Annotated in this window: 18 protein-coding genes and 2 pseudogenes; 3 read left to right on the plus strand and 17 right to left on the minus strand. The window is 56.4% G+C overall.

Annotated elements, in window-relative coordinates; genetic code table 11:
- Positions 1-10 precede the first annotated feature (10 nt).
- Positions 11-454: pseudogene (locus FJ145_10680) on the minus strand (hypothetical protein).
- Positions 390-1,115, minus strand: coding sequence for a DUF433 domain-containing protein (locus FJ145_10685; protein MBM4261884.1), 726 nt, complete (start codon positions 1,113-1,115; stop codon positions 390-392). Before FJ145_10685 ends, FJ145_10680 begins: the two are co-directional and overlap by 65 nt.
- A gap of 484 nt (positions 1,116-1,599) precedes the next feature.
- On the opposite strand from FJ145_10685, the pseudogene FJ145_10690 reads away from it, so the two are divergent.
- A pseudogene (locus tag FJ145_10690) lies at positions 1,600-3,606 on the plus strand (DUF2075 domain-containing protein).
- Positions 3,607-3,915: 309 nt separating this feature from the next.
- On the opposite strand, the gene FJ145_10695 reads toward FJ145_10690, so the two are convergent.
- The 6 genes from FJ145_10695 to FJ145_10720 form a co-directional block, all read right to left on the minus strand.
- Entirely contained in the window at positions 3,916-4,194 is a 279-nt protein-coding gene (locus FJ145_10695; GenBank protein ID MBM4261885.1) for a BrnA antitoxin family protein, read from the minus strand.
- Positions 4,157-4,432: a BrnT family toxin gene (locus FJ145_10700; GenBank protein ID MBM4261886.1), complete on the minus strand. Its 276-nt coding sequence runs from the start codon at positions 4,430-4,432 to the stop codon at positions 4,157-4,159. The genes FJ145_10695 and FJ145_10700 overlap by 38 nt, the downstream gene beginning before the upstream one ends.
- 352 nt (positions 4,433-4,784) lie before the next feature.
- Positions 4,785-5,936: an acyl-CoA dehydrogenase gene (locus tag FJ145_10705; protein MBM4261887.1), complete on the minus strand. Its 1,152-nt coding sequence runs from the start codon at positions 5,934-5,936 to the stop codon at positions 4,785-4,787.
- 73 nt (positions 5,937-6,009) lie between these two features.
- On the minus strand, positions 6,010-7,191 hold the full coding sequence (locus tag FJ145_10710; protein ID MBM4261888.1) for an acyl-CoA dehydrogenase: 1,182 nt from the start codon (positions 7,189-7,191) through the stop codon (positions 6,010-6,012).
- 22 nt (positions 7,192-7,213) lie between these two features.
- On the minus strand, positions 7,214-7,993 hold the full coding sequence (locus FJ145_10715) for an SDR family oxidoreductase (protein MBM4261889.1): 780 nt from the start codon (positions 7,991-7,993) through the stop codon (positions 7,214-7,216).
- A 30-nt stretch (positions 7,994-8,023) separates the two neighbouring features.
- Positions 8,024-10,483 (minus strand): hypothetical protein, encoded by a 2,460-nt coding sequence (locus tag FJ145_10720; GenBank protein MBM4261890.1) that lies wholly within the window; start codon positions 10,481-10,483, stop codon positions 8,024-8,026.
- A gap of 209 nt (positions 10,484-10,692) precedes the next feature.
- Here FJ145_10720 and FJ145_10725 point away from each other — a divergent pair, with 209 nt between their 5' ends.
- Entirely contained in the window at positions 10,693-12,114 is a 1,422-nt protein-coding gene (locus tag FJ145_10725; GenBank protein ID MBM4261891.1) for a tetratricopeptide repeat protein, read from the plus strand.
- A gap of 2 nt (positions 12,115-12,116) precedes the next feature.
- Here FJ145_10725 and FJ145_10730 read toward each other — a convergent pair whose 3' ends face one another.
- The 6 genes from FJ145_10730 to FJ145_10755 form a co-directional block, all read right to left on the minus strand.
- A complete protein-coding gene (locus tag FJ145_10730) occupies positions 12,117-12,491 on the minus strand; it encodes a hypothetical protein (protein ID MBM4261892.1) in 375 nt (124 codons plus the stop codon).
- A gap of 742 nt (positions 12,492-13,233) precedes the next feature.
- A complete protein-coding gene (locus FJ145_10735; protein ID MBM4261893.1) occupies positions 13,234-14,214 on the minus strand; it encodes an alpha-ketoacid dehydrogenase subunit beta in 981 nt (326 codons plus the stop codon).
- Positions 14,215-14,239: 25 nt separating this feature from the next.
- Positions 14,240-15,220, minus strand: a complete 981-nt coding sequence (locus FJ145_10740) for a thiamine pyrophosphate-dependent dehydrogenase E1 component subunit alpha (protein MBM4261894.1) — start codon at positions 15,218-15,220, stop codon at positions 14,240-14,242.
- A 43-nt stretch (positions 15,221-15,263) separates the two neighbouring features.
- The gene (locus tag FJ145_10745; protein ID MBM4261895.1) at positions 15,264-15,581 is read right to left on the minus strand and encodes an XRE family transcriptional regulator; all 318 of its coding nucleotides are present in this window, start codon (positions 15,579-15,581) and stop codon (positions 15,264-15,266) included.
- A 328-nt stretch (positions 15,582-15,909) separates the two neighbouring features.
- Complete coding sequence (locus tag FJ145_10750) at positions 15,910-17,733, minus strand: hydantoinase B/oxoprolinase family protein (GenBank protein ID MBM4261896.1); 1,824 nt, start codon at positions 17,731-17,733, stop codon at positions 15,910-15,912.
- A complete protein-coding gene (locus tag FJ145_10755; protein MBM4261897.1) occupies positions 17,730-19,853 on the minus strand; it encodes a hydantoinase/oxoprolinase family protein in 2,124 nt (707 codons plus the stop codon). Before FJ145_10755 ends, FJ145_10750 begins: the two co-directional genes overlap by 4 nt.
- Before the next feature lie 106 nt (positions 19,854-19,959).
- Between FJ145_10755 and FJ145_10760 the strand changes: the two genes are divergently transcribed.
- Entirely contained in the window at positions 19,960-21,120 is a 1,161-nt protein-coding gene (locus FJ145_10760; GenBank protein ID MBM4261898.1) for a Rieske 2Fe-2S domain-containing protein, read from the plus strand.
- 151 nt (positions 21,121-21,271) lie between these two features.
- Here the strand turns inward: FJ145_10760 and FJ145_10765 are convergent, their stop codons facing one another.
- The 3 genes from FJ145_10765 to FJ145_10775 all read right to left on the minus strand — a co-directional run bounded on the left by FJ145_10765 (position 21,272) and on the right by FJ145_10775 (position 24,612).
- The gene (locus FJ145_10765; GenBank protein ID MBM4261899.1) at positions 21,272-21,676 is read right to left on the minus strand and encodes a hypothetical protein; all 405 of its coding nucleotides are present in this window, start codon (positions 21,674-21,676) and stop codon (positions 21,272-21,274) included.
- Positions 21,677-22,057: 381 nt separating this feature from the next.
- On the minus strand, positions 22,058-23,161 hold the full coding sequence (locus FJ145_10770; protein MBM4261900.1) for a hypothetical protein: 1,104 nt from the start codon (positions 23,159-23,161) through the stop codon (positions 22,058-22,060).
- Between the two features lie 32 nt (positions 23,162-23,193).
- A complete protein-coding gene (locus FJ145_10775) occupies positions 23,194-24,612 on the minus strand; it encodes an MmgE/PrpD family protein (protein MBM4261901.1) in 1,419 nt (472 codons plus the stop codon).
- Between the last annotated feature and the right edge of the window lie 28 nt (positions 24,613-24,640).

Below are 24,640 nucleotides of genomic sequence, written 5' to 3' on the forward strand. Positions count from 1 at the left end.
TGGCTCGTCGTTATAACTTCGAAACCTTGCCGGTTCTAAAAACTCGTGCAATGAAAGGCGGAGCATGGTTGGCGATGAGTCGCTTCATCTTCGGAAGCGCTTTGATAAAGGCCTGGGCCATTTCAGCCCCTTGGAGCTGACTCGAGCTGAGCACGAAAGCGCGGACCTTGGCTGATTCAAGCGCCTCCCGCTCGGTAACTCGGTAGCGAATGCGGTCGTCTTTGGTGAGCACGATCCAATCGCGTTTACCGACTTCGATTAACCACTCTTCGTCCTTGGCGTCTGGAACAAAATGGTCGTCGTGAACTTCAGCTCGCTAGCCTGCTTCCCGCAGCGCTTGAGCAACGACTTTCTTGCCGAGGGAACGATCGATGAAGAAAACGAGAGCTTCAGGCGGCTTCGAGCGAGAGCTCGCAACGGATGGCCTCTTCAATCTCTTTGCGCGACCGGCCATAATCCTCCGCCAACTCGTCAATCGATTCTCCGGCTTTGTAGCGATCGGCCACAACCGCCGTGGGGATTCCGGTCCCGACTAAAACAGGGCGCCCGTAGGATACACCCGGATCGATGACCACGACTCTGGGTTCGCTGGCGTCACGGTTGCGCGTAAAGGGGTAAAGTCTGATGGGCGCCCCTTTCGCGTCACGCTCGACACGCTGAAGATACGCCTTCAAGAGCTCACGCAATGCGAACTGCCCGCTTTGCGTGACATTGATGAGCTTGCCAAACTTTTCGACAAACAAATCAATGCCGTCAGTTTGAAACTTTTGCTCTGCAAGCGGATGTTGAGCAGAAAAATGCTTTCGCAGATAGCGAATGGCATCTCGTATTTTTTTTAGCGGGACTTGGTGCTGTCTTCGAATCGCATCCAGCACGTGCGCTTCGATTAGATTGACGAACGAAAGACCTTCACGCACATCGCCGGGAAGCTGAATAACGGGCTGAAAAAACTGCGGACCTGAACCCGTGGGATATTTACGACCCGCAACCCAAGATCGCAGCGTCGCGCTCGGTATCGCCAGATAGCGCGAAGCCTCGGTGATACTATAGGCAGCTTGTTCTCGAATAGATTTGCCGAATTTCCGTCTCTCAGATCTCACGTTTGGACTATGCATGAGGGGCAAAAGGGAGTCAAGTTGACATTTATTTTACTCTCGACTTGATCACCGCCGCCAATTTCCCAGAACCCTTCTCGGCAATCATGCTTGATGATTTGGCAGACACCGTCTGACCTTTTCACTCTTTGAGCAGCTCCACCACCCAGCTCTCCAATTGATTTTCAGGCCAAAGCGCGCCGAATTTTCAGAATCAGGCGCCCGTTATACTTGGCGGAGAGCTGATGTTCCCAGATTCGCAGGACTTGCCAGTCTGCGCTGCGCAACTCTCGCGTCACTTGCCGGTCGCGCTTTCGATTTCTTTGAACCTTCGGGCCCGAATATACCCTGTTGATCTGCACATTACGCAGCCACATCAAACACAACCGTCGACGAACAAGCACAAACGTATGTTCCGAATTGCAAAGTCGGGCTTACCTAACGTTTGAGCCGCCGCAATAATTAGAGCTTCACTTCGATAACCTTTCTTGGCATGATCCCCACGATGGAACCTACGCCCGAACAACCTCGCACCGCGGTTGAATTGTCTCGAGCCTGGTATAGCGCATCCATCGATAAGTTCTTGGAAACCCACCCCGATTTGATTGTTGGACAACTGGTATTAAAAGGTAACTTTGGTGTGTTATCAACCCAGAAGGATGCGTGGTCAGCAGAGATTCGGTTTTTACAAGATCGCCTAGTTGGTCTGACAGGCGCGTTGTTTTTGGAGTTCAACATCCCACGCTTAGGCCGTCGAATTGACACGGTGTTACTTATCGGCCCTGTTGTGTTTGTCATCGAGTTCAAAGTGGGCAGCAGCGCATTTGACCGTGCGGCAGTGGATCAAGTGTGGGATTATGCTTTGGATCTTAAGAATTTTCATGAAGCCTGCCATGCGGTGTCAATTGTTCCTATTCTCATAGCTACGGGAGCGCCGAAATCCGCGCCGTTTGACCTACGTGCCGACGAGGACAACGTGTACCGTCCAGTTTTGGTCCATCCTACTGGATTTCGCGAAGCGATAGAGCGGGCACTGCGCTCAGTAATAGGCGAAGTAGTTGACGACCAAAAATGGTCGCGAGCGCCATATCATCCCACCCCCACATGAAGCCGCTAGGGCTCTTTACGCCCAGCATTCAGTAGAGGCTATAGCTCGACACGATGCGGGAGCGCAGAATCTAAGGCTCACGTCTCGGCGGATTGAAGAACTCGTAGATGAAGCTAGAGAACAAAAACGTAAAATCATTTGTTTCGTGACAGGTGTACCTGGAGCTGGCAAAACCCTGGTTGGGCTAAATCTTGCCACCCGCCGTCGAGACCTTCGTCAACCAACACATGCCGTATTTCTCTCAGGGAACGGTCCGCTTGTAGCGGTGCTCCGCGAGGCACTCACACGCGACGAGGTTGTACGGCAAAAGAGTATGGGCATGCGTGTGCGAAAGGGAAAAGTTGCTGAAAGCGTCAAAGCTTTTATCCAGAATGTTCATAACTTTCGCGATGATGCATTGTTGACTCTGGCCCGCCGGCGGAACACGTTGTGATCTTCGACGAGGCGCAACGTGCTTGGAATTTGTCACAAACCGCCAGCTTCATGCGGCGAAAAAAGAATCTGCCTGGTTTCTCCGACTCCGAAGCAGAGTTCCTGATTTCGTGTATGGATCGCCACTCGGAATGGGCTGTGATTGTTTGTCTTGTCGGGGGCGGACAAGAGATTCACACGGGCGAAGCTGGAATCGATGCGTGGCTTGAAGCCGTGAATTCAAGATTCCCACATTGGCACATGTATATCTCATCGCGACTCACCGACAGCGAATATGCCGCTGGGGAAGCTTTAGACATCGTCCGGCAGCGTCGCAACACTCACATCGACGACTGCCTGCATCTCGCGGTCTCGTTGAGATCCTTTCGAGCTGAAAATGTTTCAGCTTTCGTCAAGGCTCTGCTCGACTGCGAAAAGCAACAAGCCCGCAAGTCTTTTGCACAACTCGCCGATCGCTTTCCTATCGCTGTCACACGGGACTTAAGTCGAGCAAAGCAATGGATTCGCTCCCGTGCTAGGGGAACTGAACGATTTGGTTTAGTCGCTTCCTCGAAGGCACAGCGTCTCAAACCTCACGCAATCGATATTCGGGTAGATGTTGATCCGGTGCATTGGTTTCTCAATGACAAAGAGGATACGCGTTCGAGCTATTATCTAGAAGACGCCGCCACGGAGTTTCAGGTGCAGGGTTTGGAATTAGACTGGGCGTGCGTGACATGGGACGGGGACCTGCGTTTTACCGGTTCAGGATGGACCTTTCATGATTTCCGCGGCGATCGTTGGACCAATATCGGGAAAGTTGATAGCCAGCGCTATCTCTGCAACGCGTATCGAGTGCTGCTCACTCGCGCTCGGCAAGGGATGGTAATTTTTGTCCCACCTGGTGACCCAAACGATCCAACTCGGTCTCCTGAGTTCTACGATTCAACTTTCGAGTACCTTTCCGAGCTAGGAATTCCTCAAGCGCGGTAGAGGTCTTGGCCGGACGCCGGTCAACTGGTTAAACGAACCCTTCCCGCTACGGCTTTTCCGCCACTACCTTGCCACCGTGCATGCGCGCGCTTTTGCTGGCGGTTTGGGCCGCGCGCGGCAGCGCGCGGCCGACGGCGGCGGAGAATTCCTTACTGGGGCGTTGATTTTCTCTTCATGGGGATCGATCCATCAATCTTGGCTTACTACCCGAATTATCATCCTCCAGGCACCGGCTAAGACGCGATAGCGCTGGAATCATCTTTTCTCGTTCTAAACAGTTCGAGCCAAAGCGATATTGCAACGAGCTCGTCAAATCGAGGCTTCTTTGAAGGCGCGCAATACAGCGTTCATCCGCGTTTGATAGCCCGGGCCTTGGGCTTTGAACCAGTCCACGACGTCCGCATCGACCCGCAGCGCTATCGATGTTTTTGGCGGGACGGGTTGCAGCCCCTTGCGCACGATCGCGCGAGCCACGTGCTTCAAGTCGAGCTCCGGATGCTCCTTCGATAGCCTGATCTGGCGCTCCTTCATTGCGCGCAGTCCCTTCCAATCAGTTTTGGAGGCTTTTGAAGAGATAAGCTTCTTCATTTCGTGTCGCCTTTCTAAAAGAGATAACGCGGATTTGTTGCTCTGATTCAGTATGAACGATGGAAACAGCCATCCCTCTAAGAATCCCCAACGTTACGAAGCGCTCCTCGCCGTAGGTGAATCGATCATCCTCGTAGGTTACTGTGGGTCCTTCAAAGACCTCCGGTGCATCACGGAAGTCGAGCTTGTGAATTTTGAGATTAGCTCTCCGCTTGCCCTCGTCCCATCGATAGAGCATGGACAAATCGTATATACAGGTAAACCGGTCGTCAAGATGTTCGCGGTTAAAACGGCTCCCCTGCGAGTTCACTTTGGGATCTGAGTTCTTTCATCCATTACGATCGATCCAGACCCGCTGGCGTCAAGCGCTTGAATCCAGGAAAGCAAATTGGGGCAGGTCTAGTTTCATCGCATGATTCCCCATAACAGCACGGGGCGGACCTTTGCCATAGATCTTTCGCGCCACAATGGACGCTCAAACAACAATCGACGCGCTGGTCGAAATTGTTCAGCTCTTCACGTGACCATAGTCCAGCGATAGTAGCGACGGAGCGGATAGCCCACAACGCGGAGCAATATGATTAGCCTTACTACCGATTCGCCTTGCGATACCCCAGCGCGTCCTGCGCGATGATCATTTTCTGCACGTTCGAAGAGCCTTCGACGATTTGGTACGACTTGGCGTCGCGGTAGTAGCGCTCGACGGGAAATTCCGTGGTATAGCCGTAGGCGCCGAGGATTTTCATTGCAGCGTCGGCAGCGTAATTGGCCGCCTCCGCCGCGGCGTACTTGCCGATGGAAGTTTCCAAATTATTCGGCCGCTTTTGATCCGCTAGCCACGCGGCGCGATACACCAACAAGCGCGCGGCTTCTTCGTGCGCGATCATTTGCGCGATCATGTCCTGATTCATTTGAAACTCGCCGATTTTTTGGCCGAACTGGCTGCGCTGGTTGCAGTAGCTCACAGCCGCTTCCTTTGCCGCGCGAGCTACACCGAGTGCGCCGGCCGCGCAGTTGAGTCGGGTTTGATTGAGCTGCCACATGCAGATTTTGAAGCCATCGCCTTCTTTGCCGAGCAGGTTGGCAGCAGGGATCGGAAAGTTATCGAAGCTCAACTCACCCAACGGTGAAGCGTGGGCGCCCAACGCATCGATGGTCCGGCGCGCCAGGCCGGGCTGGCTCCAGTCGGCAAAGAAGGCGCTCATGCCGCGATGTTTTTGCGCGCGGTCTGTATAAGCGTAAACCAACCCACCCTGAGTCACTGGAGCGTTGGTGATATAAATCTTACTGCCGTTGAGCAGATATCGTTCTGCGTCTTTCTTCGCCACCGTGCGCATCCCGGCCACGTCCGAGCCCGCGTCCGATTCGGTGATGGCGAAACAGCCGATGGTGTCGCCTGAGACCAGACCCGGGATGAATTTCTTTTTTTGCTCCTCGGTACCGAATTGCAGCACGGTCACCGCCGGTCCGATTTGCATGTTGATCGACACCCGCATGGCGCTGTGCACTCGGGCGATCTCTTCGGTAATCAGCACCATGGCGAGAAAACCCAGCTCGTTGCCGCCGTAGGCCTCGGGAATCATGGTTCCGAAGAATCCCAGCTCACCCATTTTTTTCAGCAGATCGGGGCGAAAATTTTTCTCCTTGTCATCCTGCGCCGCCGTCGGCGCGATTTCTTTTTCGGCGAATTCCCGAGCCAAGTCGCGCACGGCGATCAGTTCTTCCGATAAATCAAAATCCATTAAACCTCCAGAAATAGGCAGTAGCCGCGAGGCAACAGGCAATAGTTCCGGACTGTTGCCTGTTGCCTATTGCCTATTGCCTATTGCCTGTTGCCTTCAGCAGTTGCCGCGCAATCACGATCTTCTGAATCTCCGACGTCCCCTCGTAAATGCGCAGTGCACGGATGTCGCGGTACAAGCGCTCCATGATATGGCCGCTCACCAATCCAACACCGCCGTGGATCTGCAGCGCTTGATCGATAATCCGCTGCGCCGCTTCGGTGGCGTACAGCTTGGCCATCGATGATTTCTGTTTAAAATCGCCGGCGCCCACATCGTTGGCCCAGGCGGCTTGGTAAACCAACAAGCGAGCCGCTTCGAGCTCGGTTGCCATGTCGGCCAACTTGAACTGGATGCCTTGAAAGTTGCCGATGGCCTGGCCAAACTGCCGGCGCTCTCGCGCATAGCTAACCGCTTCATCGAGAGCACGCTGCGCCAAACCCACAGCCGCGGCGGCAACCGATATACGCAGAGTGTCCAAGGCGCGCAAAGCCAGGCTCAAGCCTTCGCCTTCGATTCCTAAAAGTGCGTCTTTCGCCACCTGGCAATTCTCAAAAACAATAATACCGATGGGGTGCGGCGAGAGAATTGCCGTTTTCTCTTTCAGCAGCAAACCCGGTGCCGTCGCATCCACGATGAAAGCACTGACGCCCTTGGCCCGTTGTTCCGGTGCGGTGGAAGCAAAGACAACGTAATGATCCGCAATTCCGGCGTTGGAGATGAAACGTTTGGTGCCGTTGAGACGATAGCGCTCGCCATCGAGGACCGCGGTGGTGCTCAACGCCGCCGCATCGGAACCCGCCTCCGGCTCAGTGATCGCAAAGGCCGCGATGGCTTCGCCGCTAACTACCTTGGGTAGGTAGCGTTGTTTTTGCTCGTCGCTGCCGGCCAGCGTGATCGGATAACTGCCGAGCGCCTGCAGCGCGAACATGGTGTCGGCCAGAGCTGAGCCGCGCGCCAACTCCTCGCGCAGTATGCTCAGATCGCGCGCCTCGACGGCACCTTGCGCCCCGCCATATTGTTTCGCGGCGGCATAGCGCAAAAACCCCGCGGCGCCGAGCTGCTTCACCAGAGCGCAGGCGCTTTTCTCAACGTCGGCTTCTACTGCGACAGATTTGACTAGATGTGCATCGACCCAGGCGCGCACACGCGCGCGCAACTCGACATGGTCACGATCGAAGAACGGCAGCGGCGACCCACTACTCCGAGACTCCATTACTGCGTCACCCCATTTCCCATCACGCCATCACCGCGCCGCCGTCGACGTTGATCGCCTGTCCAGTCATGCCCGCCATTTTCTCCGATGCCATCAGCAATGCTAGGTTCGCCACTTCTCCGGGCTCGATTAAGCGATTTTGCGGCGCGCTCGCAGCGAACGTCGCAAGGATTTGCGCTTCGCTCCTGCCGGTTTTCTGTGCCATGCGGCGCGCGTTGTCGCGGGTGAGCTCGTTGTCTAAATAGCCCGGGCAGATCGCATTCACCGTGACCCCGTGCCGCGCGCTCTCGAGCGCCAACGACCGCGTCAATCCTAACAGCCCGTGCTTGGAAGTCGTGTAGGCCGAAACATGCGTGTAGGCGACTTTGCACGTTGTCGAACCGATGTTGATGACCCGACCCCACTTTTGTTTGATCATGTCAGGCAGAAACACTTTGCAGCAATTGTAGGTGCCGGTGATGTTGGTGCGCAGGATTTCTTCCCACTGCGCGTCGGTCATATCGAGAAAACTGACAGCGCGGGCGATACCGGCATTATTGATGAGTATCTGCACGCCGCCCCACCGGGCGTGGATCTGCTCGCCCAACGCAACGACCTGGTCTTTATTGGTCACGTCACAAGTTAACGCGAGCAGACGCTCTTGGGCGCTGTCGATGGCTTGCGCTGCCAGCTGCAGCTTTGCTTGACTGCGCGCGGTTAGCACCACGCGATATCCTGCGTCGACGAATGCGCGTCCCAGCGCGCGGCCCAATCCGCCGCTGCCGCCGGTGACTAGCACGACTTTGTCGCGGATATCGCTCATGGAGGAGAAAGCGCGACTCCCCGGGTTATCTTAGGCCGGCGGTCTTTGGTTGTTATTGTTGTTGGCACCGCTCGCTTGCTTCTGCTGCTCGGCGTAGTGCGTCAATTTCTTCTCTACTTTACCGTTGATCGAGTCCGCGGGAAACTCACCGTCGCCGTTGCGCACGCCGGCACCCACACCGGTGAGCACTTCGATGCCTTCGTCGATCGCACCAACGGCATAGATACGAAACTTGCCTTGCTTCACCGCGTCGATGACATCGGGCCGCAGCATCAGGTTGCGCACGTTCGAGTTCGGTATCATCACACCCTGCTCGCCCGTCAATCCTTTGAGCCGGCAGATGTCAAAGTGGCCTTCGATTTTGTGATTGACGCCGCCGATGGCTTGGATCTCGCCGTGTTGATTGACCGAACCGGTCACCGCGATGCCTTGCTTGATCGGGACTTCCGAAAGGCTCGACAAAAGCGCGTAGAGTTCCGTCGACGAAGCGCTGTCGCCGTCGACGCCGTCGTAGGATTGCTCAAAGCAGATACTGCTCGACAAGGACAGCGGACGATTCTGCGCGTACTTGCTGCCAAGATAACCGCTCAAGATCAGCACGCCTTTGTCGTGGGTCTTACCACTAAGCTTAGATTCGCGCTCGATGTTGACAATGCCGCCGCGGCCAAGAAATGTCTTAGCCGTGATGCGCGATGGTTTGCCGAAGCTGAAATTGCCCATCTGATAGACGGCCAAGCCGTTAATTTGGCCGACCACCGCGCCTTCCACGTCGACCAAGACCGTTCCCTCGGCGATTAACTCCTGCAAGCGCTTTTCGATCAGGTTCAGACGAAACGTTTTTTCCGTAATGGCCCGCTCGACATGTTTGGCGCTGACCAGTTCGGCATTTTCTTTGGCCGCCCAAAAGTCCGACTCGATCAACAGATCGACCATATCGCTGAAGCGCGTCGATAGCTTGTTTTGATCTTCCACCTGGCGCGCACACTGCTCGATAACTCTCGCGACGCCGCTGGTGTCGAAGTGGCGCATCTTTTCGCGGTTGCAATAGTCGCTGATAAAGCAGGCAAAGGCCGTGATGTTTTCCTGGGTCCGGTCGATTTCAAAATTGAAATCCGCTTTGACTTTGAAAGTCTCGCGGAAATCGGGATCGGCGGTGGCCAAAGTGCGGTACAGGCCGGGGTCGCCGATCATGATGATCTTCGTATCGGTAGGAATCGGTTCGGGCCGCAAACCCTGCGGCGGCACAAAGCCAAAGAACGTGCCGGGCTCTTCGATACGCAGCTCGCGATTTTTGATCACCCGCTGCAGCGCCTCCCAGACACCGGAGTTCGATAGCACCTCCCGATCGTAAAGCACCAAGTAGCCGCCGTTGGCGCGGCTGATCGAGCCCGCTTTGATCATCGTAAAGTCGGTGATGTAGCCGCCCACCATCGGTTTTTTTTCGATGACACCGAAGAGATTGTGATAGGTCGGATTGGTCTCGACGATAATCGGCGGTCCCTGGGTCTCACTGTTGTCGACGAAAACGTTGACCCGGTAGGGCAAAAATGGATCGCTCGGCGGTTCGCCCAATTGCATCGGTCCCGCCGCCGCGGCCGCGCCCGCGGCGCCCGCTTCGGCGGCTCTGAAGCGCTGCAAGTTTTTCATGAAGTGGTCGCGCACGCCGTCGAGGTACGCGACGATTTTGGCGTATTCCCCATACTTTTCTTTGAGGTCGGCGAGCGGGCCACGCACGAGATAATCGGCGGCTTCGGACTCCATGCCTTCCAGCTTCTCACCGATCTCGCGTTCAAGCTTCTTGCCGTCGCGCAGGGTGTCCTCGACTTTCTTTTCTATTCCACTGCGAGTTTCTTCCAGCCGTTTCTTGTCCGCCGCGGACAGCGCGAGATACTCGGCTTCCTGCATCGGCTTGCCGTCCTTCATCGGCAGCAGCGCAATCCCCTGCGGCGTCATGCGCAGGGTAAAGCCATGCTGCATGGCTTCTTCCATCAACCCTTCCATCATTTGCTGCTGGCGCTTTTGCAGCTGTTCGATGAGCGATTGGCGCTGGTGCGCAAAATCGTCGCTCTCGAACATTTTCTTGACGTCGCGCTGCACATGCTGGACGAACAACTCCATGTCGGCCTTGAGCGCCTTACCCCGGCCGCGCCGCAGTTGGATCGCCTGCGGTCGGTCCGCATCGGTAAAATTGTAAACGTAACAGACGTCCTCCGGAGCCGGTCCGTCGGCGTCCAAGGCCGCCCGTTGTTTGGTCACCTTGGCAAGAAACGCCTTGATGATGCTGGTCTTGCCCGTGCCAGTCAGGCCGGTGACAAAAATATTAAAGCCCGGCTTGTCGACCCCCAGGCCAAACTCAATGGCGCGCATGGCGCGGTCCTGGCCGATGAAATCTTCCAGCGGCGTCATTTCCGCCGTGCAAGTGTACGGCAGATACGACAGGTCGCATCTCCAGGTTAATTTCTCGACGGGAACTTCGAATCTATTCGCCATCTTTTCTCCTCACGGTGCAAGTCTCGCCAAGAATATGGACTCTGGCACGGGTCGTCAACATGTCCGAGCGCGCGCTTTGCTGCGCTCGGAATCTCAAATCTCAGATCTCATATTTCATACCGGAGCGCTTAGCTTTTGAGATTTGAAATCTGAGATTCCGAGCGTAGCGAGGAGTTGCACGCCAGTGGGCCGCTCCCTATACTCCATCAATGATTCATCAAGGGCGCTCCCGCCGGGCCTGGCAGGTCGCATGGGCTTGGCTCCTGCTCGCTGGCTTTCCGCTGGGTGGCTGCGCCAAGCAGCTTTCATCGGTTTTGCCTTCCTTCAGTCCGCCCAGCGAAGATGAAGAAATTCGCATCAGCCGGGAGTTTCGCCGCGAAGCCAAAAAGCACCTGCAGTTTGTCGGCGATCCCGAAGTCGAACGCTATCTTGACCGCATGGGCCGGCAGATTCTTGCCAGCATGGGGCCGCAGTCGTTTGACTATCGATTTTTCATTGTCCGCGATCCGCAGTTGAACGCCTTTGCCGTTCCCGGTGGCTCGGTGTTTTTCTACACGGGGCTAATCGAGCGCGCCAAAAGCAGCGCCGAAATTGCCGGCGTGCTTGGCCACGAGATTGTGCACATTAAGTCGCGCCACATGGCACGGATGTCGGGCTTCGACGCAGTCTCACTGTTAAGCATGGTCGGCGCCATCTTGCTCGCCCGCACAGGCGCCGGCGCGCACGCGGCCGGCATGGTTGGTCAGGCGGTGTCGGCACAGCGTCACATCGCCTACGGCCGGCAGTTGGAGATGGAAGCCGATACCCTTGGCGTGCGCTACATGGCTGCTGCGGGCTACGACCCTAAAGGCTCATTGGCTTTTCTCAAAACCATGGAGCAGGAGCGCGCGCTCAACCCGGTCAACATCCCAACCTATTTAATGTCCCACCCGGTTACCCAGGAACGGGTCGCCAATGTTGAATTGGTGATCCGCACATTGCCGAAAAGCGACGTGAAGCCAGTGCCGCACGATCCCTTGAGAAAAATCCAAGCCATCATCCGCATCGATCAGCGGGAAGATGCAGCAGTATTAGCTGATTACGAAAAGCAGATGCGGCAAAATCCCGAAAATGGCGAGGCTCGCCATCTCTTGGGCTTTGTGCAAATGCTAAAAAATCAGTTGCCGGAAGCTCAGCAAAACCTCGAAGCCGCTCGTCGCCTTAAAGCCGACGACCCCGAACTGCAACGGGATTTGGGTCGGCTCTACACCCAAACCGGCGACCTGGCCACCGCCCGCAAGGCGCTGGAAAAAGCTGGCGAGCTCGACCCTAAGGAACCCCTCACCTATCTCTATCGCGGTGAATTATCTGAAAAGGAGGGAGATTTGCGCGCCGCGGCAGGCGCCTATTTGAATGCCCACAATCTGGCGCCGCTTTGGGACAAGCCGCACTATCGATTGAGTATCGTCTATGGAAAGCTAGACCGCCTCGGCGACGCCCACTACCATCTTGGTCGTTCTTTTTTGCTCCAGGACGAAGATGAAAAGGCGATCGCCGATTTCGAAAGGGCGGTGAAATATTTCGGAGAAAACAGCCCGCGCGGCCAGTTGATCAGAGATGAAATCAAAACACTGCGGGCGCGGCCAAGGTGAAACTACTGGTGGCTGGTTAAGGCCTCGAAAGACAAGGCCCGTGTCTGAACCGGTTTCACGTACTTGTTCTCACGTTTGAGCAGCATTTCTCGCAAATAATCGGGGTCAAAGCCCAACAAATCGCAGATGTTGGTGAACGAGAACAACCATTCGGTGTTTTCGTCCTGCACCCACTCAAGGGCACTCAAATAGCGAGTGCGTCCAGAGCTGTTGTGCGACCCGCGAAACTTATCGAGACACTCAACCGCGTCTTTTAAGATCGCGATCATGAGCCGCTTTTCGCCTTCGAGCTTACGGGACAACCCCCCTGACCCGTAAAACTGCGAGGGCAGAAAAATATCTGGCTCCAGAATCCTAGCGAGAAAATCATCGTACATATTTGGACACTCCCTCGTTTTTCTTTCAACCACGTCGTATACCACAGGGTATGGTCCCGCGCAATAAAAATCTTTACTACATATTGCGCTTATCCCCCAAACTGGTCATTTCAATGGCGAATTTCCACGGCGTTTTCCTGACAGAAAAGGACACCGCGGGACGGAGGCACTGGGGTTTGGCGGAGTCCGCCTTGTCACTGCGGCTATTAGGCAAACTGAAATGGCGTCAGGGCGAAAACGTAAGTAGCTGATTTTGCATCCCAAAATCGGGATTTATGAGACAGAGGACCGGCTCTCTCAGGGGAAGGTCGGCGCCTTCAAGTTGTGCTTTTCTATGCGATAGCGAAGGGTTTCGCGTGACAGGCCCAAGAGCAAGGTCGATGGGGCGCGCACCCAACCGATGCGCGCCCCGTTTCATGACGTGAGATCGGACGTCAGTCTTTTACAACTTGACCGCTGAATGTTGGCGTCGACCTGAACCGTCGCGTGTTGGCGCGGGAACAAAGCAAGAGAGGGCCCAGCAAACGATTTGCATCATGCCGTGCCACGAGCGCTATTCAATCTACAACGAGCGAAATTCAAACCCGCGCATTGCCATTAAAGACTGTCCAACAAACAAAAACGTACATAGGCTGAAATTAAAAAAGCTCGCGTCGACATTCATATCAACGCGAGCTTTTGTCATTATGTACTTTCCGAACTTTGCGCCTTTGCGCCTCTGCGAGAGGTTTTCCGAAGACCCTCAGGCGATCTTGCCACCTTCCGCCAGGCGCATAACCGCGTCGACGACTTGATCTACATCGGGGATCATCGCGTCAACTAACGGCGGACTGTGCGGCGGCGGGATCGGCGCTGCCGCGACACGTACGACGGGTCCCTTCAAATCAGAAAAAAGATTCTCTTGAATCAACGCCGCAAGCTCGGCGGAAATACCGCCGGTGACCGGTCCTTCATCCAGCACGAGAGCCCGCTTGGTCTTCGCGACGGATTTGAGAATGGTTTCTTTATCAAGCGGCGCCAAAGAGCGCAGATCGACGATTTCGACATCTATCCCCTTCGCCTTTAATGCATCTGCAGCGCCATCCGCTTTCAAAACCATGCCGCCGCAAGTAACAATTGTTAAATCCTTGCCCTCACGCCGAACAACAGCCTTGCCGATCGGCACGGTGTAATCGCCCTCGGGCACCGGTCCTTTGACACCATAGAGATGATGACTCTCAAAGAACAAAACCGGATTGGGATCGCGGATCGCCGACAGCAACAAACCCTTCGCGTCCGCCGGTGTCGTCGGCATGGCGATCTTCAAGCCAGGAAAGTGAATAAACGCGCCGTGATTGCAGCTCGAATGGCTCGGCCCGCCGCCGGAGCGCGTGGCAAACTTGTTGCGCACCACCATCGGCACGTTGACGCGCCCACCGGTCATATAGTTATAGCGCGCTGCGTGTGACGCGAGCTGGTCCATCGCCAGCGGCAGCAAGTCAGAGAATTGAATCTCCACCACCGGACGCATGCCGTTGATCGCCGCACCGACAGCCAAGCCGACGATGGCGGACTCCGAAATCGGCGTATCGAGCACGCGCTTCTCACCGAAATCTTGAATAAAACCTTTGGTGACGCCGTAGGCGCCGCCGAATAGCCCGACGTCCTCGCCCATGACGAAAACCCGGTCGTCGCGCGCCATCTCGGTGTGCAGCGCGTCGCGCAGCGCCTCCTGCATGCGCATCTCTTTGGTCGGTCCTTGAAATGTCTCAGCCACGGCCCACCTCCGAAGTGGCATAGATCGCATCGAGCTCGACTTTTTTCGCCGGCAGCGGCGCCGCCTCAGCGCGCTTGGCGACCGCGTCGAGCTCGGCATAGACTTGGTCGCTCATTTTTTGAAATTCGGCTTCACTCAAATTGCCTTCTTGAATTAGTTTTTCTTTCAACCGTTTGATCGGACACTTTTGCTTCCACGACTCGATTTCTTCTTTCGTACGATATGCAGTCCCAGGTTCTCCGCCGAAGTGACCATCCCACCGGTAAGTCATGCATTCCAAGAACGTCGGGCCGCCGCCCGTGCGTCCCCGCGCCGCCGCTTGTTCGGTGGCATCGTAAACCGCCTCGACGTCGTTGCCGTCGATGGTTTTACCTTCGAAACCATAGGCGGCGCCGCGCACGGAATATTCTTTCACCGCGGTGCTTTTCTCCATGCTGACAGTCATCGCGTACTGATTGTTCTCGCAGACGTAAATCACCGGCAGCTTCCATAACCCCGCCATGTTCATCGCCTCGTGGACAACACCTTGATTGGCGGCACCGTCGCCGAAGAAACTAGCGACTACTTCCTTCGACCCGCGGACTCTCGCCGACAACGCCGCACCGGTCGCCGTCGGCACTGTACCGCCGACCGTGCCGGTGTTACCGATGAAACCAAAGCCCATATCGCCCATGTGCATCTTGCCGCCGCGCCCTTTGGAGTAACCTTCCTCGCGCCCCATGCATTCGCACAGGAGCGTATAAAGATCGGCGCCCTTGGCGATCAGATGGCCCGTGCCGCGGTGGTAGCTGGCAATCAAATCGGTTTTCTGCAGCGCCGAGCAAACCCCAACCGCAATCGCCTCCTGGCCGCGATACGAATGGGTGCTGCCAAACATCGCCTTGCGCTGATATAGCTCTTCCAATTTTTCTTCAAACGCCCGCACCAGAATCATCTGGCGCAGCATCGTCTTTCGCTTGTTAACGTCGAGCATGAATGCCTCCTACTTCCTTTGCTTTTCGCTATCAGTGCGTGTGTTACGCTGCACGCCGCGTAAAGCTTGCTCGCCGGATTTTTATAGAAACGTCAACGCGTGCTCCAAGCCGGTTTAGAATCGCTATCAGCCTATCCACCGTGAACCGCGCAAGATCGGCGTTGCGAATCCGGGAAAAATCCGCCGCTGCTATTCCAGTTCGAGCATGAGCGCCTCGAACACTCAGTTCTTCCCGATCAAGAGTTTTGATAATCTCCGCCGCTAGTAAAGCTTTAAACTGATCGACGTCTGCAGTCTTAAACCCCAAATCGCGGTAAACATTACCGCTACCTCGGATTGTTTCGACGTTTTTAGACTTCATGAATTGATTTCGTTCAGCCGATAGTTTTTTGTTTCTCTTAACAGCTGTTGTCACTTGTGACAACAGCTAACCCTAAGCCGACAATGAAACGGTTGCCGTGTGGTTGCCCTCACCCCTACCCTCTCCCATCGGAATGGGCCAGGGAGTCGAAAACCGAAACGGGCAAGACGTTTGTTTCAGAGTCCCCCTCGCCCGCAAAGCGGGAGAGGGCGGAGGGTGAGGGCACGTTTTGGTAAATCCCTTGCAGCGAGGTCCGATGTTTTCACGCCTGCTAATACTCACGATGCGCCCTGATGCATTTTCCGCAGCGTCAGATCGGGGCCAACGATTAGCGGTTTATCTGAAGCTGCTCCCGCAAGCCGCGAGTTTTCACTAAATCCACCCCTCTGCTATCTTGCTCCAACACAACTCCATACACCTCGCGCGCCGCTTTTTCGGAAACCAGCCCGTCCAGCACATCTTCCAAGACTAGCTGCGGATCGCGCTCCAACGGATTGCCGTAGCCGCCGCCGGCGGCCATGCGCATGTAGACGACGTCGCCTTTTTTGAATTCGAACTCTTTGTACTTGAGTTGATCGGCTTCACCGCCGACATCGCTAATATTATTAACCGGCTGGCGCTTGGCGATCATCTCGTCGATCTTGGTGTTGTTCAAATGCACAATCACGCTCGGCGCCGCCGCCCGGCCGCCGAAGATGCCTTGGCCCGAGTTGCGCGAGCTCGACACACCGTAGGTGATGCCTTTGACTTTACCTTCCGGTGCGTCGTGCACGATGTGCGCGGTCTCGCCGCCGGCACCGCCGCGGAACTTGCCGGCCCCCGCGCCGTCGCGCGCGTGGCGGCGGAAAAGATAGAGCACGGGGAAATTCATCTCGAACCACTCGGCGTTGGCAACGCTCATGTGGCCGCCCCAGGAGTTGACGCCGTCGGCATAGGAACGCGCTCCGGTGCCGTCCAGCGCGCCGTGGCCCAAGGCCGAAACCGCGTAGCGGCCGTATTGATTGACGCCGGCGTGGCGCAGGTTGCGGTGGCCGGCGCTGATCGCGGTGACTTCCTTGCGCCACCTGTCGCTGCCGGCGAGCGCTTGCATGAGCACCGCGCTGGCGACGTAACGCACCATCGAGCCCGAAGAAGTCGTGTTGAGCGACACCGGCGCCGGATACTTGGGATTCACGATCGTTCCTTCCGGCGCGGTGACTTCGATGGGCTGCAGCACGCCGTGGTTTTTGGGAACGTCGTAAGCCAACGCAAACAACACTACGCGGAAGCAGGCGCCAAAGGTCGCATGGATCGGCAAATTGACGCCCCGCTTGGCCTGTGCGTCGGTGCCGGTAAAATCGAAAATCAACCGATCGTCTTTCTTGGTCAGCATCACCGCAATTTTCCAATTATCGTCGCCTTGAATTTCGTTGCTCTCGCTCCAGCTACCGTCGGGAATCTCCGTGATCCGTTTGCGCAGCACCGTCTCTGAATACCGAATCATATCGGCGGACACGGCGTCGATCATCTCGGGTCCATACTGCGCGTACATCTCTTGCATGCGCGCCTTGGCAACGTTGTTGGCCGCCATCTGGCATTTTAGATCGAGGCCAACCATCACCGGCTGGCGCGTCATGTTGGTCAACGTGTCGAAGACATCACGGCGAATCTTGCCGCGCTCGACTAGTTTCAATCCGGGAATGCGCAGGCCTTCATGAAAAATCTCGCTCGCCCCCGGCGAATCGCCGCCCGGCGACAGCGCACCGATGTCCATGACATGAACGAAAGTCCCGCTCCAACCGACCAAGCGATTCTTGAAATGAATCGGGCAGAGCATGTAAATGTCCGACTGATGGATCGCCGCAAGGTAAGGATCGTTGAGAATAAAAACGTCGTCGGGTTCGATCTCGCCTTCGTCGCTGAAACGCTCAATGATGCGCTTGACCGCGATGCCCGCGCAGGCGACATGCCAGCCTGTAGTCTCACCCGCGGAAAGAATCTCGCCGTTGGCGCGATAGAGCGCTGCGGCGTAATCGTGCATCTGCGTCGTATTGACCGTGCCGCCGACCCGTTCGAGGGCGATGCCGGTTTCCTTGGCGATCTGGTGCAAGCGATGCGAGAGAATTTCAAAAGTGATCGGATCGACGTTGCGATTGAACGGTTCCCTGGTCATTGCAGACCTCCAACATAGACGACGATGTTACGCAGCTCGTCCGCCGCGGCTCTATCGTTAGGATTAACCACGATCGTAGTCACCGGCGTTTCGATAATCGCCGGGCCGGCAATTGCGGCGCCGGCAAACAATCGATCGAAATCATAGACCGACGTCGCAACGAATTTTCCATACTCTTCGAAATAAACATCGCGTTTGCTTTTGACCGCAGCTTCGGCGTTTTGCTCCGACTTCGTTTCGCGCTCAAGCGCAGGCTTTGGCAACGATCCCACCCCGCTCACGCGGCAAGTGATAATTTCTTTGCCAGCCTCGCGATACGCAGAGCCCTTGCCGTAAGCTTGCTCGTAGAGCTCATCGAAGCGGTCGTATAATGTCTCCATCTGTGCCGCCGAAATTGGCGTCGTACCGGTCTCGAACGGCACGTTTAGCTCGTGCACCTGATAGCGGTAACGGATATCCACGCTGCGCGTGATCTTGATATCCCGATCGCTGAAGCCAGCCGCATGCAAGTCGTTCATCGCCTGCTCTACCATGCCAGCAAAGTTCTGGTTAATCCGCGCCACGTCGACCGGCACCACCAGATGATCCGACTTGCCGTACTCGTAAACCACGTCGGAGCTGATCAACCCGGCGGCACCGTGCACCGACGCGGTGATCGGCACAATCACTTTTTTCACACCGAGCTGCGCCGCATAACGGCTCGCGTGGATCGGCGCCGCGCCGCCGTAGCCGAAAAAAACAAAGTGCCGTGGATCATAGCCGCGCTCGACCGTCGCTTTGCGAATCAAATCGCTCATGTGTGCAGTCGCGATGCGAAAGATGCCACTCGCCGCATCGACCACGGATAAACCTAGTGGCTTGGCAATTCTCTCGCGAATCGCACCGAGCGCACCGTTTTTGTCCAACTTCATCCGGCCGCCAAGAAAATAATTTTCGTTGAGATAGCCAAGCACCAGATTGGCATCAGAGACGGTCGGCTCGGTGCCGCCCAGCCCGTAGCAAACCGGCCCGGGCTTCGCGCCGGCGCCCTCGGGGCCAACTTTCAACAGCCCCATTTCTTGATCGATCCAGGCGATGCTACCGCCGCCGGCGCCGATCGACTCCACCCAGATTTTTGGCGAGAGAATGTTGTAGCGCATGAAGACGGGTTTGTAGTCGCGCTCGATCTGCCCGCCGCGAATCACGCTGACCTTAAAGGTCGTGCCGCCCATATCCGTGGCGAGAATATTTTCTTCACCAGCGAGCCGGCCGAGAAACTGGCTGCCGACGACGCCGGAAGCGGGACCCGACTCGATGGCGCCGACGGCATTTTTCTGGGTTGCCTGCATACCGAGTACACCGCCGTACGCTTGCATGATCAATGGCTCGCGCTTGAGACCTTTGCGAGTCAGTGTCTGACTAAGGTTATTCAAATACGCGGTGATCTTCGGCCCGATGTAGGCGTTGAAAACCGTCGTCACCATGCGTTCGTATTCACCGACAAATGGCGCCACTTCATTCGACAAAGAAAAAAACAGATTAGGAAACGTCCTGCGCAGCACAGCCGCGATCTGCTGCTCGTGGCTGTCGTTGAGAATTGACCAGAGCAAACAAACCGCGAGCGACTCCACTCCTTTGTCGGCCAATCGCTTAATGGCGCCGGTGATGTCGTCATCGGTCAACGGAATGATCACCGCGCCTTTGTAATCAATGCGCTCGAAAACCTCTTCAGTCAGCCGCCGCGGTACAAACGGCTCGGGCTTGCTCAGCGCCGCGAGATGATCCGCCTCCGCTTCGGTCAAACCTTCGGTGATGCGCCCGCGCATCATCAGCAGCGTGTCGGCGAAACCTTTAGTCGTAATCAAGCCGGTTTTTGCTCCGGCCCGAGTGATCAGCGTGTTATCGCCCACAGTGCAGGCATGGAAAAACAGCCGCGTCGCACCGAGCACCGCGTCTTCGTTAGGCAAGCCGAGATTGCGCGCCGCATCCCGCACCGCGTTGACGGCGCCCTCGGCGAAATCGTCCGGCGTGGACAGCGCTTTGCCGATGGTGACCTTGCCTTGATCACTCACGACCACGCAGTCGGTAAACGTTCCGCCGATGTCGACGCCGACGATGTATTGGGAATTATTAGTTGCCATGCCAATCTCGATTGTCACTAAAACCCGAAGCGGAACAAAAAGTCCAACGCTTCTTGCCACACCCGCGCGGCTTGAATCGGTCGCGGTATTTTACTAGTAAGGGGCCATGCTGACACGAGAAGAAAATGAATGGCTGACACGCACCGGTGCGGGGACACCGGCCGGCGAACTATTGCGGCGCTACTGGCACGTGGTCGCGGCGGCATCCGAGATCACTGAAGCAAAGCCAAAAAAGAAAGTCCGGATCCTAGGCGAAGATCTCGTGCTGTATCGCGATCGCACCGGCAAGTACGGCCTGGTCGCCGAGCATTGCGCCCACCGCGGCGCGTCGCTTTACTATGGATTTGTCGAGGCGGACGGCATCCGCTGCGCCTATCACGGCTGGAAATACGACGCCTGCGGCAAGTGTTTGGAACAGCCCTTCGAAAATCCGGACGGTGGCTTCAAAGATAAGATCTCGCAACCGGCGTACCCCGTCGAGAAACTGGCAGGGCTCTTGTTTGCGTATCTGGGACCGCCGGAGAAGAAACCTCTCTTGCCCAGATGGGACATGCTCGCGCGCCGCGATGGAGTGAGAAAGATCGAGGTTTATGAGACCTTGCGCTGCAACTGGCTTCAGGCGATGGAGAACTCGGTCGACCCGGTGCATACCTACTATCTTCATGCTCATTCGATGAAGATGCGCGGCAGCAGCCAGGGCGCGTATTATTATCGACCGGTGAGCAAGCTTGATTTTTCGCTGGTAGTGCATCCCACCTGGGCGGGCATTCAGAAACAGCGCGTCTTCGCCGACAACGCCAGCCACGTTGAAGCACCGCACCCGCTGATTTTTCCGACGATGCTCATGGTCCCCGCCACCACCGGGCACAACATGCATTTTCGCACGCCGATCGACGACGAAAACACGGAGATCTTTCACGTGCGTTTCAATCCGACGTCAGACGGCAGCACTGTCCATGATCTTGAAGACCCGCCGGCACAGTTCGTCAGCACCAAAAACCAAGCCGGCGAATTTCACATGGACAATTTCCCGAGCCAGGACCAGATGGCCTGGGAGACACAAGGGCTGGTTGCCAATCGTCCCGACGAGCACCTGGGCGAGTCCGACCGTGGCATCATCTTATTGCGTAAAATGCTGCGCGATCAGATCCGCGCGGTGCAAAACGGCGAAGATCCGGTTGGCATCACTCGCGACCCGAAGCACGATCAGATGATTCGTCTGATCCCCGAGGGCTACACAGCGTTTTCGGCGACGCAAAGCGGCTGATCGCGAAAGTCATCATCGTGCGCGCTGCGCCAACGCATTTTGGTGTAGCGCTCGGTCTCGTCAGATTTTCTTTTAGGGCTAACGCTCAGGGTGAGCGGACGGAGCTCGCGAGCGCAAGCGAGCAGACTCACGATCCGACTCAACCCGATTGTTAGGCCGTGATGAGTGTCGCTCTCTCATTTTCCAACTCCTTCGCCGGTATATTGTAACGACGCGCAACACTCAACAAACAGTCAATCGTTACGCCTTTGAAAAATGTTTTGAGCCGATGAGGTTCTTTGTGGATCTCAAGAAGTTGATGCGTGTCGACCTCGATAGCAATAGGTAAGTCGCCATACTTCTTGTTGATTCGCTGAAAGTGCGGCTGACCTTCGTTTTTTAAACCGTAACGGATAATGAGGCCAACCCACTGAAAAGGTGCTGCCGGAAACCAACCGGCGTTGATGAGCACTTGCTCCAATTCATCGCAAGTTTCAACCATCGCGGGGCCAGTGTTTCTCAGCCTCGCTTGCACGAGGGCAACACCCCCGATAACCAGCTTGCGATTGTGAGCCATAGTGTACGCGGTCTAACCATTGAGTGAACTGATCTCGTATATTGAATATCCAAACATCGTCGCGAAAACTTACTCCTCAAATCAACAACCTGTCAATTGCTACCTCTGCTCGTATATCCAATATCCGTGGTCTCGTATATTAATATACCTGCACGGAGAGCATCACCGGCGCCAGGATTGACTGATCAACGCTTCAGCTCGATCCTCTCGCGATTGAATCAGTTTCTTGTCGAACATCATCCGAGCGAACAAATCTTTGTCCAACGTAGTCAGTGTGCGCTACAGATAGTCCGGCTTGGAAACCGTCACTTTGGGCGAGTGCGCCCAGGTAGTGCTCCACCATGGGTGTTGATTGCCGACTTTGCGAGCCTCTCGTAGCTTTTACAAAGCGTACAGCGCGCGCGCGTTATCGCTCAAAATTTTCTCCTTGACAGCGGCCGATAGATCGTCGCGGCGGCGAAAAACGTTGATGGCATCGAGGTCGCTCGACGAATCGGTGTGACCGTAGTCGGTGCCGATGACTAGATTGTCCTCGCCGGCCTCGCGCACGATGTAGGCGATATCATCGCAATTTTCACAGGTAACGAACAAGCCGAACTCCTTGAGCAGATTCTCCGGCCACGGCCGGCCGAGGGTTCGAAAGCGGATCTTGCACTCATGCATGATCCAGGGCACCCATTGGGCGCTCGCTTCGATAAAGCCGAAGCGGAGCTTGGGGAAGACGTCGTGGAGCTCGCTCATGACGATGTCGCTAAACGCCCCCACCGTCGGGATTCTAAAGCGGTGAAAGGTCGTGGCGATGCGCACCGGATGGTTGCCGTAGAGATCGTTCAACCAGGCGTTGCCGTTGGCGATGTGGATGGCGATCGCCAAGTCGAGCTTCTGCGCTTCTTCGTAGATGGGGTAAAAGTAAGAATCGGCGAGTAGACGATTGCCCTCCACCGGGCGCAGACAGACCGCACAGGCGCCGTTTTCCTTCGACCAGCGAATCTGATCGAGGGCGTCGGGCATGCTCAGCAGCGGCGGCATACAGGACCAACGCAGCCGCCCTTCGCTCTGCTTCCAGATGTCGCCAAGCCAGCGATTCCAACTCTTGCACAGCGCCACGTCGACCGCCGGCCGGTCGGTGCACGCTTCGATGAACATGGTGTTGTGCAAGACTTGAATATCAACTTCCGTTTGGTCCATGTGCTCGAGGCGCAGATCGACGTTGGCCAGCTCACGCGACTCCGCCTGCTCGGCGAACTTCCGACCGGACTGTTGTTGGCGCTTGGCCATCAGCTCGTCTGAGAGCACCGCGAAACGAAAGCCGCGCACTTTACCGTCGACCAGCCAAAACTGCTGGCGCACGCCGGCTTCTTCGCGCGCTTCCAATTCGATCGGGCGATACTTCTCTTCGGACTTGTCCATAAAGTCCCAGGTATGCCCACACTCCACGACATGCGCGTCGGCGTCGATAACGAGATTCCTATTTTGGCTGTTCATGGGAGCCTCCTCTTCGTTTAGATAAGGCGACACTAGTGGATCGATCCTGGAGCTGTCAAACCCGTGCCGCTAGCGAGCATCGACAGTCTCCCCATGTCCTCGAGTTGCTCCAGGCTTTCGATCAGGGCGATAAGTTCGTCAACTCGGTCGCGAGACAGAGGTTGTATTGTATGGCGGCAGCAATCGCGAAACTTTTCTCGCAGCTGCTCGGTAGGGACCGGCCGGCTGCGATGGCCCAGCGCCGTTTCCACGCGGGCTTCGAGCCGCTGTCCATCGCTTAGATTCACATTGACGACCGCGCCCTTCACCGCGTCGTCGAGACGATGGGCTGTGCGCGCGGCCAGCTCCAGTGTAGCCGCATCCCGCAATCCCCGAGGTGTGAAATCCGCCAACGTTACATCGCCATGCACCAATGCCTTGGCGACGCAAAACGGAATGCTATTCGCAGCGGCCGCCGGATTGTCTGGCCGGCGGCGGATGTCGAGCGGTTCGCACCAGGGACGCAATTGGCTGTGCGCCAGGATCTCCACCGCACGAATTTTTCCACAATCAATTCCTCGGCGACTTATCTCGCCGGCCGCTTCGATGAACGGGTGAAGATTGTTGCTGGTCGGCCATGGCTTGAACTCGACGTCCTCGAAAAAAAACCGTGTGCCCAACCCTTCAGTCAAAACGCTCGCGTCATAGTCGCCGTTGTAGATCATCGGATAAAGCCCGGCTGGCTCGCCGACAACATCACAATCCGCCCCCAGCCCTTCTTTGCTCAAAAGCGCCGCGAGCACACCGGCTTGGTTGGGAAAGGCGCCATAGATGGCCTTGGCCGGCGGATCGCCTGAGAGCACGATCTGGCGCGAGCCGGCCATTTGCATCAAGGCCAGGCCCAAGGCACTGCGCATCTGCGCTGCACTCAGTCCGAGAACTCGTCCCGCTCCTGCAGCAGCGCCGAAATAGTTTAGCAGCTGGCCGGAAAGAAATTTCTCACTCGGCCGGCGACCGGCTCGAACCACCGCTAAGGTTATGCGCGCGGTCACCTCGCAAGCCACCGCAGACGCGGCGATCAATTCTTTTCCGGTTACGTCGCCAATGGCCTCCGCCATCGCCAATGGCGCGACCAGGCCAACCACGCCGACGTGGCCAATCTCCGCACCGATCGGGTCGTAGTTCAACGCGTGAACCAGCGCACCGTTGGCAAACGCCGCGTTGGTCGAGGACACTTTCGTTCCCAAACCAAGGATGGTGCTTTGCGGCGGGCCGCCGAGCCGGCTCATCACCGCCATCGTCTCGCGGCAACCGTCCCCAAGTGTCGTGGCGGCAAGTGCGCAACCCAGAGCATCGAGAATGACTCGTTTGGTGGTCTCGACCACGGCTGCCGGCAGTTGGTCGAAGGATTGTTGCGCCGCAAATTCAGCCAGCGCAGCGAATGGTTTTCCGATAGGTTCTGACTTCGACATAGTGGTGCCTCGACTCTATTAATATGTG

The sequence above is a fragment of the Deltaproteobacteria bacterium genome (genome assembly GCA_016874755.1).
Classification (GTDB): domain Bacteria; phylum Desulfobacterota; class Binatia; order UBA9968; family UBA9968; genus DP-20.